The organism is Paraburkholderia sp. Ac-20347 (genome assembly GCF_017104805.1).
GTDB lineage: Bacteria > Pseudomonadota > Gammaproteobacteria > Burkholderiales > Burkholderiaceae > Paraburkholderia > Paraburkholderia tropica.
Genome location: NZ_JAAGPN010000215.1, coordinates 1 through 14,122, shown reverse-complemented (window position 1 = coordinate 14,122; position 14,122 = coordinate 1). Strand labels below are relative to the sequence as shown.

General features: G+C 64.7%; 12 protein-coding genes and 1 pseudogene. 11 read left to right on the top strand and 2 right to left on the bottom strand.

From position 1 onward, the window contains the following. Positions 1 to 307, bottom strand: a pseudogene (locus tag G3N97_RS29120) (hypothetical protein); the annotation flags it as partial. A gap of 441 nt (positions 308 to 748) precedes the next feature. Here G3N97_RS29120 and G3N97_RS39690 point away from each other — a divergent pair. Both G3N97_RS39690 and G3N97_RS29110 read left to right on the top strand, forming a co-directional pair. Further along, a complete protein-coding gene (locus G3N97_RS39690; RefSeq protein WP_241030897.1) occupies positions 749 to 1,573 on the top strand; it encodes a hypothetical protein in 825 nt (274 codons plus the stop codon). Beyond that, positions 1,545 to 2,003, top strand: coding sequence for a DUF4279 domain-containing protein (locus G3N97_RS29110; protein ID WP_231957761.1), 459 nt, complete (start codon positions 1,545 to 1,547; stop codon positions 2,001 to 2,003). Before G3N97_RS39690 ends, G3N97_RS29110 begins: the two co-directional genes overlap by 29 nt. Positions 2,004 to 2,329: 326 nt before the next feature. Here the strand turns inward: G3N97_RS29110 and icd are convergent, their stop codons facing one another. Continuing rightward, positions 2,330 to 3,586, bottom strand: coding sequence for an NADP-dependent isocitrate dehydrogenase (gene icd, locus G3N97_RS29105; protein WP_205996419.1), 1,257 nt, complete (start codon positions 3,584 to 3,586; stop codon positions 2,330 to 2,332). Between the two features lie 341 nt (positions 3,587 to 3,927). Between icd and G3N97_RS29100 the strand changes: the two genes are divergently transcribed. The 9 genes from G3N97_RS29100 (at position 3,928) to G3N97_RS29060 (ending at position 14,011) form a co-directional block, all read left to right on the top strand. Further along, entirely contained in the window at positions 3,928 to 4,515 is a 588-nt protein-coding gene (locus G3N97_RS29100; RefSeq protein WP_205996418.1) for a pseudouridine synthase, read from the top strand. A gap of 383 nt (positions 4,516 to 4,898) precedes the next feature. Next, positions 4,899 to 5,096 carry a hypothetical protein gene (locus G3N97_RS29095; RefSeq protein ID WP_205996417.1) on the top strand — a complete coding sequence of 66 codons (198 nt, stop codon included), beginning with the start codon at positions 4,899 to 4,901 and terminating at the stop codon, positions 5,094 to 5,096. 194 nt (positions 5,097 to 5,290) lie between these two features. Further along, complete coding sequence (locus G3N97_RS29090) at positions 5,291 to 5,806, top strand: DUF192 domain-containing protein (RefSeq protein ID WP_205996416.1); 516 nt, start codon at positions 5,291 to 5,293, stop codon at positions 5,804 to 5,806. A gap of 346 nt (positions 5,807 to 6,152) precedes the next feature. After that, entirely contained in the window at positions 6,153 to 8,261 is a 2,109-nt protein-coding gene (fusA, locus tag G3N97_RS29085; protein WP_065065203.1) for an elongation factor G, read from the top strand. Positions 8,262 to 8,435: 174 nt separating this feature from the next. Further along, positions 8,436 to 8,972, top strand: a complete 537-nt coding sequence (locus G3N97_RS29080) for a cupin domain-containing protein (RefSeq protein WP_065065204.1) — start codon at positions 8,436 to 8,438, stop codon at positions 8,970 to 8,972. A gap of 30 nt (positions 8,973 to 9,002) precedes the next feature. After that, the gene (locus G3N97_RS29075) at positions 9,003 to 10,037 is read left to right on the top strand and encodes a HoxN/HupN/NixA family nickel/cobalt transporter (protein WP_205996415.1); all 1,035 of its coding nucleotides are present in this window, start codon (positions 9,003 to 9,005) and stop codon (positions 10,035 to 10,037) included. A 246-nt stretch (positions 10,038 to 10,283) separates the two neighbouring features. Continuing rightward, complete coding sequence (locus G3N97_RS29070; RefSeq protein ID WP_205996414.1) at positions 10,284 to 12,017, top strand: ABC transporter substrate-binding protein; 1,734 nt, start codon at positions 10,284 to 10,286, stop codon at positions 12,015 to 12,017. 69 nt (positions 12,018 to 12,086) lie between these two features. Further along, on the top strand, positions 12,087 to 13,124 hold the full coding sequence (locus G3N97_RS29065) for an ABC transporter permease (RefSeq protein WP_205996413.1): 1,038 nt from the start codon (positions 12,087 to 12,089) through the stop codon (positions 13,122 to 13,124). Continuing rightward, the gene (locus tag G3N97_RS29060) at positions 13,121 to 14,011 is read left to right on the top strand and encodes an ABC transporter permease (RefSeq protein WP_205996412.1); all 891 of its coding nucleotides are present in this window, start codon (positions 13,121 to 13,123) and stop codon (positions 14,009 to 14,011) included. Before G3N97_RS29065 ends, G3N97_RS29060 begins: the two co-directional genes overlap by 4 nt. The last annotated feature ends 111 nt before the right edge of the window (positions 14,012 to 14,122 follow it).

The window sequence follows — 14,122 nt, the reverse complement described above, 5'->3', positions numbered from 1 at the left end:
CGGCGACGACGGGCGGCGCATGCGCGCTCGCGCCCCAGGCCTCGAAGCGCGCGGCGAGCGGCGGCGCGCCGCAGTGAACGCCGCAGCCGGCCACGCAGCAACTGGCGTGACAATGCGATGAACCCTGATGCCCCGATGAAGACATGCAGCCCGCTTCTGCGGCATGCCGTGCGACAGACTGCGCGGCGTGCGTCATCGGCATGACCGCTTCGTGCTCGCACGCGCTCGCGCCGCGCATCGACAGGAGCGCGAAGGCAAACACGAGAAGGAGACGGCGCAGAAACGGCATCGAGAAAAGTGCGGGCAATGAGCGTGCGGGAACCGGCACATCATAGCGCAAGGCAATAAAAACCCCGGCGAACCGTCGATGCGCCGGGGTGTCGATCGGTGCGAGCGCTCAGACAGAACGCTCTCGATCATTCTGTTGAATTCTGGTGCTACGCCTTTGCTGGCCGCCCTTCGAATTTCAATGATGCGCAATTTCCCTCAGTTTTTTCCTCACTTGCGTTGAGATGCGTTGGGATCCGTAGCGCGCCTCAGACCTGAACAAACCTGAACATTCCGTCAGCAGAGAGAAGCGGCGTCGCTGTTGCTAGCGGCACGGCGGTCGCCTATCCCGTGCATCCTCACCGGTTCATGCCTTCGGCATCGAGTCGCCTGGTCCCGGTTTACCGCAAGGTGCGGCACGCGAGCACGTGCTAGGTATACGGCCCACGCCCGATGCGGCGCTCGGTGAGGAAATCCATCTATGCTCTCTATCGGCTCGTATTTCGATATTTACGACGAGAACGAACGACACGCCTATTTTTTCTGGCCCAGCCTTCGGCAGCCGCTCAGCCTGAGCCTGGTCAGTCCGCGCATGTTCGAACCGGCGCACCACTACAGTTTTGGGACGAACCGCCATTTCACCGAAATCACCCGCGACGAAATCGAGGACATCACGACGGCCATGCAACTTGCTCGTCGCGCCTTCCTTTCGGGAGGCGGCATGATGCACGCCCGGTCGACGGCCGGTGAAAGCGAGCTGCGCTCCGTACTCGGTAAGGTTGGCATGTTCGGTGGTGGATCGACGGGAGGGCAACCGCTCCAGAATTCCCGGTTGCTTTGGGATGCTGTGCGAAGAGCGGTCAGGGAGGGCGCGCTCATCTTTGTGCCCGAGCGCGAGGATCTGCACGCGTGCGTCAAGGCCATTCAGGAGGATCGCGAGAAGCGGTCCTCACACGGCGCACAGCGGACACAGGACAACAATCCCTACGCGACCGTCCAGCAGATGATGGGCAAGCCGCCGCGCGTGCCGAGCGGCCTGAAAACTCCGCTGGGCGATGCGCAACCGTTCGAATACCAGGCGGCCGGACTAAGCGACGTTACAGAAGAGCTTGCCGCGAGCACGAACAATCCTCGCTACGCCGCGAAGATGCTTGGATACGACCAAAATACGTTCAGCGAAATGCTTCACGTGTTCAAGCCAGCGAACGGGCTTGGGCCCGCCGATAACGTGATCTTTCACGATGATGGAAGCGTCGAATTCAAACTCCGAATCCTGGATGACAACATTCACAACTATGCGCCCTGACGAGAAATCCACCCCCATCGCTCACGCGCTCGCACATGCGGCGTTCATTATTTCCGGGGACTCCGTCTTGCCGCAGTTCTGGTCCGCCTACTTTGGCGTGCGGCCTGATCGCGAAATAACGAAGGGACAGCCATTCGAGCTTCCTTCGGGTAAGCAGAGTCCGCGACCGGGCAAGCTCGGTCTCTGGGCCGTCGAGAGCAAGCCAGCGGTGCGCAGCGACAGCCTTGGCCCGCACCTGAAATACCTCGTCGGCCGCCTTGGCCTACCGCGCGCCGACTTCCGCGAGGTGGCAGCCGCACAGGGCGCCAAGGTCGCGCTATGGTGCTACTGGATGAACGAGCGCGGCGACCGCGTACCCGACGTTCCCGACGACATTCGAGCGTTGCTGGAAGCGATGGGCGGCACAGTCGAGATTGACGAGTACCGGTAGGGCGCGCGTATCGTTGCTGTCATGGTCTCCCTTTTGGCTACGTTATGCGCACCCCTGCATTGAGCGAATGCAGGCCGCCTGTCGTTGCCTTTGTGGCCAGATGACCCAAGCCATACTTCATTGCACGACGCATGACGCCTCCGCTGAACACGAAATCATCTGCGCGATCACGTTCCGTACCAGCGGCTTTCTCAATTTGTGGCGGACAGTCAGGCAATCGGTGAAGGATGACCTGACTCCAGGTGAAGCAGCCTGAAACAAAAAAAACCGATAGACTTTTCGTCTATCGGGGTTGTCGATCCGGGACAATATGCCCTGAAATTTGCCTACATATTGTCGATCATCACCTGCCCGAAGCCCGAGCACGACACCTGCGTCGCGCCTTCCATCAGCCGCGCGAAGTCGTACGTCACGCGCTTTTGCTGGATCGACTTTTCCATCGACGCGAGGATCAGATCCGCCGCCTCGAACCAGCCGAGGTGACGCAGCATCATTTCCGCCGAGAGAATTTCCGAGCCCGGATTCACATAGTCCTTGCCCGCGTATTTCGGCGCCGTGCCGTGCGTGGCTTCGAACATCGCCACCGAATCGGACAGATTCGCGCCCGGCGCGATGCCGATGCCGCCGACCTGCGCCGCGAGCGCGTCCGAAATATAGTCGCCGTTGAGGTTCAGCGTGGCGATCACGTCGTATTCGGCGGGACGCAGCAGGATCTGCTGCAGGAAGGCGTCGGCGATCACATCCTTGATGACGATGTCGCCGCCCGTCTTCGGATTCTTGATCTTCATCCACGGGCCGCCGTCGATCAGTTCCGCCGCGAACTCCTTCTGCGCGAGCGCGTAGCCGTAGTCGCGGAATGCGCCCTCGGTGAACTTCATGATGTTGCCCTTGTGCACGAGCGTCACCGAGCGGCGATCGTTGTCGATCGCGTACTGGATGGCCTTGCGCACCAGACGCTCCGTGCCCTCGCGCGACACCGGCTTCACGCCGAGGCCCGAGCTTTCCGGGAAACGGATCTTCGAGACGCCCATCTCGTCGTGCAGAAACTGGATCAGCTTCTTCGCGCCTTCGGATTCGGCGGGCCATTCGATGCCCGCGTAGATGTCTTCCGAGTTCTCGCGGAAGATCACCATGTTGACCTTCTCCGGCGCGCGCACCGGCGACGGCACGCCCTTGAAGTACTGCACCGGACGCAGACACACATAGAGGTCGAGCTGCTGGCGCAGCGCCACGTTCAGCGAGCGGATGCCGCCGCCCACCGGCGTCGTCAGCGGACCCTTGATCGACACGACGTAGTCCTTCACCACGTCGAGCGTTTCCTCGGGCAGCCACACGTCGGGGCCGTACACGCGCGTGGCCTTCTCGCCCGCGTAGATTTCCATCCACTGAATCTTGCGCTGGCCGCCGTACGCCTTCTCCACCGCCGCGTCGACCACCTTCAGCATGACGGGCGTGATGTCGACGCCCGTGCCGTCGCCCTCGATGTACGGAATGATCGGCTGGTTGGAGACGTTGAGCGAGAAATCCGGATTGACGGTGATCTTGTCACCTTCCGCCGGGACCTTGATGTGCTGATACGGCATGATCAACTCCAGTAGGGGGATCGGTCTGGCGACCGCGAACAGGATCGAAAGCGCAGAATCGGTGAAATCATGACCGGCGGCTTCGCGCAATCGATGCGGCATGATGACAGCTCACGCTCGCGGCGCATGGGTCTGGCCGTTATTCTAGCCCACGCTCCGAACGCCCGTGCCGCGCGCTTCACCGGCCTTTTCCAGCTCCGTCGATGCTGCGGCGCAGCGGCGTTTGCCTTCACGCCACACCCTTGTCTTATGTCTTATATAAGACTGAGCACAGAGCGGCGCGGCGTTTTGCTTTAAGATCTCGGCGCTTCTTTGCTTCAATTTTTTCGGCTTCCATCGACATGCGTTTGATCGCCCTCAATAAACCGTTCGGCACGATCTGCCAGTTCTCGCCGCACGAAACACGCGAGTCGCTGTCCGACTGGGTCAAGACGCCGAACGTCTATCCCGCGGGCCGTCTCGACGCCGACAGCGAAGGTCTGCTGCTGCTCACCGACGACGGCGCATTGCAGGCGCGCATCGCGGAGCCGCGGCGCAAGCTCGTAAAACGCTATTGGGCCCAAGTGGAAGGCGCGCCCGGCGACGACGCGCTGGCCGCGCTCGAACGCGGCGTCGATCTCGGCGACTTCGTGACACAGCCGTGTCGCGCGAAGAAAATCGCCGACAGCGACGCCGATCTGTTGTGGGCGCGCACACCGCCCATCCGCCATCGCGCCGCGATTCCCACGACATGGATCGAACTCGCGATCAGCGAAGGCAAGAATCGCCAGGTGCGGCGCATGACTGCAAAAGTAGGCTTTCCGACGCTGCGGCTCGTGCGCGTGGCGATCGGCTCGCTCGATATTTTTTCGCTCGGCATCGCGCCTGGCGAGAGTGTCGACGTGGCCGCCGATGCGCCGTGGCGTCGTTCGACGCCGCAGCGGAAGTGACCTGAAAAAAGGCCAAAACGCGCACAAGTGACTGTTGCGCAAGCACTTTTCCGTTTTGCTTCAGTTCTGCGTTGAGGCGGCCGGCGCGCCGCTTCTTTCATTTGCAGCACGACATCGAGAAAACGCGAAGGAAATGAAAACTTCGCGTCAACCGGCGTGCGAGACCATGCGTTAAACCACGCAGATGCCGCCGAAGCTATCCGGCATTCAGCCTTCCAGGCTCGTGCAGCAATGCATGGTCCTGACCGCTGGCAGACGCGAATCGCGAATTTGTTCTGAATTTGCCGATCGAGACTGTCAACCGAAAGGTGGATGGCACGTTTACCGACCTGATCCCATTACCGGGTCACTTGGTTAATTAACTCAAGCTGAGGATTCACAAAATGAACAAACTGATCGCTGCTCTGGTCGCTGGCCTCTTCGCATCGGCTGCATTCGCACAAGCTTCGGCTCCGGAAGCTGCTTCGGCTGCTCCGGCAGCTGCTGCTTCGTCGGCACACAAGGCTTCGCACAAGAAGTCGCACAAGAAGTCGCACAAGAAGGCAGCTAAGGCAGAAGCCGCTTCGGCAGCTTCGGAGTAAGCTTGCTGTAAGACGCATCGGAGAACGGCCCAACGTGCCGATCTTCACCGCGTTTGAAGGGCAGAGTGTCGCAAGGCGCTCTGCCTTTTTCTTTGCGCGCTCGCTTTACGCCGCACGTCGCGATGCGGGTTTTTGACCCACGCTGACGTACTCGCGTAACATGCGCGAACTATTCTCAAGCAAGGAGCTGACTCGTGCGATTTTCCCTGCGCCCGCTGATCGCGCGTTGCGCGCTCGCCGCTGCATTGCCGCTCGCCGCCGCCGCGGCTTTCACGTTGTCGACGGCCGCGACCAGCACCGTCGCGCATGCCCAGCAGATGCCGCCCGGCGCGAAGCAGCCCGGTGATTTTCCGCGCGTGAAGCTCACCGCGGGCATGTTCGTCATCGACGCCGCCGTGGCCGCGAACGATGCTGATCGCGAGCAAGGTCTCATGTATCGCACGACGCTCGCGCCCAACGAAGGCATGCTGTTCGTGTTCGGCGAGAACGCCGTGCACTGCTTCTGGATGAAGAACACGCTGATCCCGCTGTCGATCGCCTTCATGCGCGCCGACGGCACGATCACCGACATCGACGAGATGGACGCGGAAACCACCAACAACCACTGCCCGCGCAACAACGGCGTGTATGCGCTCGAAATGAGCAAGGGCTTCTTCTCGTCGAAGGGCATCAAGCCCGGCATGAAGATCCAGGGTCTGCCGCAGCCGTGATGCGCGGCGCGTAAGCATCGTCCCCGGACCCCGAAACCGGCCCCGCCTCGCGCGCGGCCGGTTTTTTTGCGCCCGTTTTTTTTCGCGCGCTTGCTGGCTTCGACGCGGCTCATGCGCGCCGCGCCGCCACCGCACCGAACCCGCCCGCGCGCCGCGCCGCCGTGCTCCGGCGCTGTTTCTGCAAAAGCGGCGAGCAAGCGCTATCCTATTAATCCACCGCGCGGCACGGCTGCCGGCGTCCGGCTCGCCGGAACGCCCGCCCTGCCCGCGAATCGCCGGATAGCGCGCTGCCCGCGCCGCGCGCCGTCCGGCACTTTCCATGGCGCGTCATTCCTAGGAGATCACCGTGCCTCGCAAGACTCCCATCGAGCGCTATCGCAATATCGGCATTAGCGCTCACATCGATGCCGGCAAAACCACCACGACCGAACGCATCCTTTTCTACACCGGGGTGAATCACAAGCTCGGTGAAGTGCACGACGGCGCGGCGACCATGGACTGGATGGAGCAGGAACAGGAGCGCGGCATCACGATCACCTCGGCCGCGACCACTGCATTCTGGAAAGGCATGGCCGGCAATTATCCCGAGCACCGCATCAACATCATCGACACACCGGGACACGTGGACTTCACGATCGAAGTCGAGCGCTCGATGCGCGTGCTCGACGGCGCGTGCATGGTGTACGACTCGGTCGGCGGCGTGCAGCCGCAGTCCGAAACCGTGTGGCGCCAGGCGAACAAGTACAAGGTGCCGCGCATTGCGTTCGTCAACAAGATGGACCGCGTCGGCGCGGACTTTTTCCGCGTGCAGCGGCAGATCGGCGAGCGCCTGAAGGGCGTCGCGGTGCCGATCCAGATTCCGGTCGGCGCGGAAGATCACTTCCAGGGCGTGGTCGATCTCGTGAAGATGAAGGCGATCGTCTGGGACGACGAGAGCCAGGGCGTGAAGTTCGAATACGCCGAGATCCCCGCGAATCTCCTCGAAACCGCGCAGGAATGGCGCGAGAAGATGGTCGAGGCCGCCGCCGAAGCCGACGAAGCGCTGCTCGAAAAATACCTCGACGATCACGAGAGCCTGACCGAAGAGGAAATCAAGGGCGCGCTGCGCAAGCGCACGATCGCCAACGAGATCGTGCCGATGCTGTGCGGCAGCGCGTTCAAGAACAAGGGCGTGCAGGCGATGCTTGACGCCGTGATCGACTATCTGCCCTCGCCCGTCGACGTGCCCGCGATTCTCGGCCACGACCTGCACGACAAGGAAATCGAGCGTCATCCGAGCGATGAAGAGCCGTTCTCCGCGCTCGCCTTCAAGATCATGACCGACCCGTTCGTCGGCCAGCTGATCTTCTTCCGCGTCTACTCGGGCGTGGTGGAATCGGGCGACACGGTGCTCAACGCGATCAAGGAAAAGCGCGAGCGTCTCGGCCGCATCCTGCAGATGCACGCGAACGAGCGCAAGGAAATCAAGGAAGTGCGCGCGGGCGACATCGCCGCCGCCGTCGGCCTGAAGGAAGCGACGACCGGCGACACGCTGTGCGATCCCGCGAATCCGATCGTGCTCGAACGCATGATCTTCCCGGAGCCGGTGATCTCGCAGGCCGTCGAGCCGAAGACCAAGGCCGACCAGGAAAAGATGGGCATCGCGCTCAACCGGCTCGCGCAGGAAGATCCGTCGTTCCGCGTGCAGACCGACGAGGAATCCGGCCAGACCATCATCTCGGGCATGGGCGAGCTGCACCTCGAAATTCTCGTCGACCGCATGCGCCGCGAGTTCGGCGTGGAAGCGACCGTCGGCAAGCCGCAGGTCGCATATCGCGAGACCGTGAAGAACAAGGTCGAAGATGTCGAAGGCAAGTTCGTCAAGCAGTCGGGCGGGCGCGGCCAGTACGGTCACGCGGTCATCACGCTCGAACCGCAGGCGCCGGGCAAGGGCTACGAATTCGTCGACGCGATCAAGGGCGGCGTGATTCCGCGCGAATTCATTCCGGCCGTCGACAAGGGCATTCAGGAAACGCTCAAGGCGGGCGTGCTCGCGGGCTATCCGGTCGTCGACACGAAGGTCACGCTCACGTTCGGCTCGTACCACGACGTGGACTCGAACGAAAACGCCTTCCGCATGGCCGGTTCGATGGCCTTCAAGGAAGCGATGCGCAAGGCCAAGCCGATCCTGCTCGAACCGATGATGGCGGTGGAAGTGGAAACGCCCGAGGATTTCATGGGCAACGTGATGGGCGATCTGTCGAGCCGGCGCGGCATCGTGCAGGGCATGGAGGACATCGCGGGCGGCGGCGGCAAGATCGTGCGCGCCGAAGTGCCGCTCTCCGAAATGTTCGGCTACTCGACGTCGCTGCGCTCGCTCACGCAGGGCCGCGCCACCTACACGATGGAGTTCAAGCACTACTCGGAAACGCCGCAGAACGTGGCCGAAGCGGTGATCAACGCCAAGAAGTCGTAAGCGCCGGCCTGCATCGCCAGGCGGCATGAAACGCAAGCCCGTCCCGCAAAGGACGGGCTTTTTTCATGCGCGTGCGCCAAGTGAAAAACGCTTGCGCCGGATGCGTGCCCGGCGCATTTTTGTCCATGCCACAATGGGACGGCGAGAGCCACGCACGAACGAGGAGACACGACGATGAGCCACGATCACGATCATCCGCACGATCATTCACACGACGACCCGCACGACCACGATCACCACGACGCCCCCGTCGACTGGCGCGAACACGGCGTAAAGGTGATTCGCGGCGATCAGCTCGACGCCAACACCGCGCAGACGCCCGGCATGAATCGCGCGGCCGCCATCAACGCCGCGCGCGTCGGCGCGCAGAAAATCTGGGCGGGCACGGTGACGATCCATCCGAACGCGAAGACCGGCGCGCATCATCACGGCGCGCTCGAAAGCGTGATTTACGTGGTGCGCGGCCACGCGCGCATGCGCTGGGGCGAGCATCTGGAGTTCACCGCCGAAGCCGGTCCCGGCGATTTCATCTTCGTGCCGCCCTACGTGCCGCATCAGGAAATCAACGCGAGCACCGACGATCCGCTCGAATGCGTGCTCGTGCGCAGCGATAACGAAGCCGTGGTCGTGAATCTCGACATCGACGCGGTCGAACAACCGGAAGCCGTTTATTGGGTCGATCCGATCCATCGGAATCCTCACGATCATTAAACACCACCGCTCAGCCCAGATCATTCACGCATGACATCCGCCGCTTCGTCCGTCCACGCCAGGCCGCTGCGCCCGCGCCTGATCGTTCTCTACGCCGCGCTGATCGGCGCGAATCTCGCCGCCTGGGCCTGGGCGCTGATCGCGTTCCGCCACTATCCGCTGCTGCTCGGCACGGCGCTCCTCGCGTACGGTTTCGGCCTGCGCCACGCGGTGGACGCCGACCACATCGCCGCCATCGACGCCGTCACGCGCAAGCTCATGCAGCGCGGCCAGCGGCCCATCGGCGTGGGCCTCGCGTTCTCGCTCGGGCACTCGACCATCGTGATCGCGGCCACGGTCGGCATCGCGCTCACGGCGCTCACGCTGCATGGCCGCTTCGAGCGCTTTCACGAGATCGGCTCGACCATCGGCACGCTGGTGTCGTCGGGTTTTCTGCTGCTGCTCGCGGGCGTGAATCTCGTGATTCTGCGCGACGTATGGCGCCGTTATCGCCGCGCGCAGCAGGGCGAGGACGCCGCCGCGCTCGCCGCGCAGGCGCCCGCGCCCGCCGGTCTGTTCTCGCGCGCGCTGCGCCCGCTCTTTGCGCTCGTCACGAAAAGCTGGCACATGTATCCGGTCGGCGTGCTGTTCGGGCTCGGCTTCGACACGGCCACCGAAATCGGCCTGCTCGCCATCGCCGCCGCCGAAGCCGGCAAGGGCCTGCCGATGTACTCGATCCTCGTATTCCCCGCGCTTTTCACGGCGGGCATGACGCTCGTCGATTCCACCGACAACGTGCTGATGGTCCACGCCTACGGCTGGGCCATGGACGATCCGAAACGCAAGCTCTACTACAACGCGAGCATCACCTTCGTCTCCGCGCTGGTGGCGATCGTGATCGGCGGCGTGGAAGCGCTCGGCCTGATCGCCGACAAGTTCGACGCGAGCGGCGGCTTCTGGAGCCTGGTCGCGGGTCTGAACGATCGCTTCGGCGAACTCGGCTATGCGATCGTCGCGCTGTTCATCGCCTGCTGGATCGGCTCGGTGCTGTTTCATCGCTGGCGACGGCCGGTCGCGGCGCGCTGATCCCGGCGCACTCGACAATCGCGACAATCGCCGCGCCATCCCGCCAACACGCGGCGTCGCCCTGCACGACGCCGCGATCCCGCGCAACCCCGCTGAACCCTGGCATCGTCCGCATCGCCATCAACGGCCCGAAAACGCGTAAACTGGACCGATTCTGCTTCGTCGTCTGCCGTACCGCATGCCGCCGTCGCGTTGGCCGCTTCCGCTAACGCGCCCATTCACGGAATCGCACGGAAATCCGCACCGATGAAACGTCGTCCGCCGTCCCGCCTGTTCGCTTCATCAGCGTCATCCGCTTCATCCCTCGCGTCCGCTTTCGACTCGCTGCGCCCTCACGCCGATGCGCCCGGCCATCACGCCCTCGACGAGTTTCAGGCCGGCCGCCTCACGCGCCGCGAATTGCTGCGCCATCTGAGCCTGCTCGGTCTCTCGGGGCTCGCCGTCACGGCGGGCGGTCTGCTCGCGCCGCGCGACGTTCATGCACAAAGCGCACAAGGTGCACAAGCCGCGAAGCCCGCCACGCCCGGCAACCAGACCATCCGCGTCGCGCATCTGATGCCCGCGGGCGCCGTCGATCCGCTCACCGTGACCGATGCGGGCGCGCTCTGCCTGCTGAACCAGACCGGCGAATTCCTCGCCAACGACGACGCCGAAGGCCGCCTGCAGCCCGCCCTCGCGCTCTCGTGGCAAGCGAACGAGAAAGCCGACGTCTGGACCTTCAAGCTGCGCCCGAACGTGAAATTCCACGACGGCCAGCCATTCGGCGCGAAGGACGTGGTGGCCACCTTCGACCGGCTCGCCGACCCCGCGAGCGGTTCGGCGGCGCTTTCGGTGCTCAAGGGCGTGCTGTCGAAAGGCGGCACGAAGCTCGTCGACGAGCACACCGTCGCGTTCCACCTCGACGCGCCGAACGGCAATTTCCCGTACTACGTCTCATCGGACAACTACAACGCCGTGCTGCTGCCCGCAAACTACGCGGGCAATTACGAAAAGAGCTTTATCGGCACCGGGCCGTTCAAGCTCGAAAAATACGAAACGCGGCGCGGCGCGAGCTTCGTGCGCAACCCCGACTACTGGGGCGACAAGGCGCTGCCCGCACGCGTCGAATTCGCCTTCTACGCCGACGAACAGGCGCAGATCCTCGCGCTGCAAGGCCGTCAGGCCGACGTGATGGGCACCTTCACCGTTCAGGGCGGCATCGGCATCCTGAACAATCCCGACTTCAAGGTGATCGGCGTGCGTTCGAGCGCGCATCGGCAGATCCACATGCGCAACGACGTGCCCGCGTTCAGGGACAAGCGCGTGCGCCAGGCGCTCGCGCTCTCGCTCGATCGCGACGTGATGGTGCGCGGGCTCTTCAAGGGCCGCGCCGTCGTGGGCAACGACAGCCCGTTCGCGCCCGTCTTCCCGTCGACGGGCACGAGCGTGCCGCAGCGCAAGCCCGATCTCGCGAAGGCACGCCAGTTGCTCGCGCAGGCGGGCGTGGGCAACGGTTTCGACATCACGCTCACGACCGAGAAGTACATGGAGATTCCCGACCTCGCCGTGGTCGTGCAGAACGCGGCGAAGGCGATCGGCGTGCGCATCGCGCTCAAGGTGGAAAGCCAGTCGCAGTATTACGGCGCGGGCACCTACGGCAAATCGGACTGGCTCGACGCGCCGATGGGCATCACCGACTACGGCCATCGCGGCGTGCCGAACGTGTTCCTCAACGCGCCGCTGACGAGCGGCGGCACGTGGAATGCGGCGCACTTTCGCAACGCGCAGTACGACAAGCTGGTCGCGCAGTTCGCGGCGACGCTCGACGTGGCCGCGCAAAAGCAGGTCGCCGCGCAGATCCAGACGCTGCTGCTCGACGAAACGCCGGTGATCATTCCGTACTTCTACGATCAGCTGATCGCGCAGCGCACCGCGCTGTCGGGCATTCACTTCACGGCGCTCGCGCAGCTCTACTTCGACCGCGCGGTGCTCGCGGGCTGAAGCTGCTCGCGTATTTTCGTGTCGCTTCGTGTTGCATCAAGTCGCGCCAGCCTCAAGATCAGGAGTCCGATGGCCACACCGCTGACGAGACCGCCCCGCATCGATCCGGACGCCGCGAACACAGCGCTTGCGCACGCGGCGCGCTCGACGAACGCGCTGCGCTTTCTCGCGACGCGCGCGGCGTGGGCGCTGTTCACGCTCTGGCTGCTGTCCGTGCTGGTGTTCGCGGGCGGCCAGCTGCTGCCCGGCGACATCGGCCGCGCCGTGCTCGGCCCGCTCGCCGACGCGCGCGCCGTCGCCGCGCTCAATCACGAACTCGGCGCCGACCGCCCGCTGCTCCAGCAATACGGCACATGGATCGGCCATGCGCTGCGCGGCGACTTCGGCACCTCGTGGACCTACCGGCAAGCGGTCGCGCCCTTCGTCGGCGACGCGCTGCTGCAGTCGGCGAAACTCGGCCTGCTCGCGTTCTTCGTGGTGGTGCCGCTCGGCATCGGCGGCGGCGTGTGGGCCGCGCTCAACGGCGGACGCTGGCTCGACCGCCTGATCAGCACGCTCGGCCTGTGCGCGAGCGCGGTGCCCGAATTCGTGTCGTCGATCGTGCTGATTCTGATCTTCGGCGTGTGGCTGCGCTGGCTGCCGATCGAAGCCGTCGCGCCGCCCGACGCGGGCGCGCTGCAGACGCTGCGCCATCTCGTGCTGCCGGTGCTGCCGCTCGTGCTCGTGTTCTTCGGCTACCTCGCGCGGATCGCGCGCGCGGGCATGCTCGACGCGCTCGACGCCGACTACACGCGCACCGCGATCCTCAAGGGTTTGCCGCGTCACACCGTGATCGTGCGCCACGTGCTGCGCAACGCGCTTCTGCCGAGCGTGACGGTCGCGGCCACGCAGCTCGGCTATCTGATCGGCGGACTCGTGGTGGTGGAGTCGCTGTTCCGCTATCCAGGCATCGGCTCGCTGATCTACAACGCCGCGAAAGCGAAGGACTTTCCGCTGCTCGAAGCGGGCGTGCTCGCCGTCGGGCTCGTCTATACGCTTGCGAATCTGCTCGCCGACGGCCTGCACGTGCTGCTCGATCCGCGTCTGCGCGCAAAGGGTGGCGCATGAATCGCCCGGCCTCCGACACCCTCGACGCGAACGCGCGCGCGCAAACGCCGTCGGCGTCTTCGCGCGCCGCGGCCATCCTGCGTCTGCTGCTGCGCTCGCCCGCGTTCGTGATCGGCGTGCTGATCCTGCTTGCGTGGATCGTCTGCGCGCTCGCGGGCCAGTGGTTCGCGCCCTACGACGCCTACGCGTCCGATCCGCTCAGCTCGCTGATGCCGCCCGATCACGCGCACTGGTGCGGCACCGATCAACTGGGCCGCGACATCTGCTCGCGCGTGATCGTGGGCGCGCGCGACATTCTCATCATCGCGCCGCTCGCCACGCTCACCGGTACGCTCGCGGGCGCGGCGCTCGGGCTCGTCACCGGTTACTTCGAAGGCTGGATCGGCACGCTCGTCTCGCGCGCGCTCGACGCCGTGCTCGCGCTGCCGCTCGTGATCGTCGCGCTGCTCGTGCTCGCGGCCGTGGGCGCATCCAATCTCGCGGTCGTGCTGGTGATCGGCGTGACTTTCGCGCCGCTGATCGCGCGCACCGTGCGCGCCGCCGTGCTCGCCGAGCGCCATCTCGACTACGTGTCGGCTGCGCGTCTGCGCGGCGATCGCGCGCCCTTCGTGATGTTCGCGGAGATCCTGCCGAACGTCTGGCCGCCGATCGTCGTGGAAGCGACCGTGCGGCTCGGCTACGCGATTTTCGCGGTGGCGACGCTGTCGTTTCTCGGCTTCGGCATCCAGCCGCCGTCCGCCGACTGGGGGCTCGCGCTCGCGGAATCCTACGCGCTGCTCGCGGGCGGCGCGTGGTGGACCGTGGCGTTCGACGCCGCCGCGATCGGCTCGCTGGTGGTCGCCGTGAACCTGATCGCCGACAGCCTGCGCGAGGTGCTCGAATCGTGAACCGGCCCGAGAATCCGCCAAATGCGCCGCCAAATGCGCAGTCGAATCGGCCCGCAAACGCGCCAGCCGCTCCCGCGGGCGCAGCCGGCGCCGCGAGCGGCCCGGCGCTCG

Bases quoted from the DNA above. Each gene is read 5' to 3' on its own strand.
- G3N97_RS39690 (WP_241030897.1), top strand. From the start codon at position 749: ATGCTCTCTATCGGCTCGTATTTCGATATTTACGACGAGAACGAACGA.
- G3N97_RS29110 (WP_231957761.1), top strand. From the start codon at position 1,545: ATGACAACATTCACAACTATGCGCCCTGACGAGAAATCCACCCCCATC.
- icd (WP_205996419.1), bottom strand. From the start codon at position 3,586: ATGCCGTATCAGCACATCAAGGTCCCGGCGGAAGGTGACAAGATCACC.
- G3N97_RS29100 (WP_205996418.1), top strand. From the start codon at position 3,928: ATGCGTTTGATCGCCCTCAATAAACCGTTCGGCACGATCTGCCAGTTC.
- G3N97_RS29095 (WP_205996417.1), top strand. From the start codon at position 4,899: ATGAACAAACTGATCGCTGCTCTGGTCGCTGGCCTCTTCGCATCGGCT.
- G3N97_RS29080 (WP_065065204.1), top strand. From the start codon at position 8,436: ATGAGCCACGATCACGATCATCCGCACGATCATTCACACGACGACCCG.
- G3N97_RS29075 (WP_205996415.1), top strand. From the start codon at position 9,003: ATGACATCCGCCGCTTCGTCCGTCCACGCCAGGCCGCTGCGCCCGCGC.
- G3N97_RS29070 (WP_205996414.1), top strand. From the start codon at position 10,284: ATGAAACGTCGTCCGCCGTCCCGCCTGTTCGCTTCATCAGCGTCATCC.
- G3N97_RS29065 (WP_205996413.1), top strand. From the start codon at position 12,087: ATGGCCACACCGCTGACGAGACCGCCCCGCATCGATCCGGACGCCGCG.
- G3N97_RS29060 (WP_205996412.1), top strand. From the start codon at position 13,121: ATGAATCGCCCGGCCTCCGACACCCTCGACGCGAACGCGCGCGCGCAA.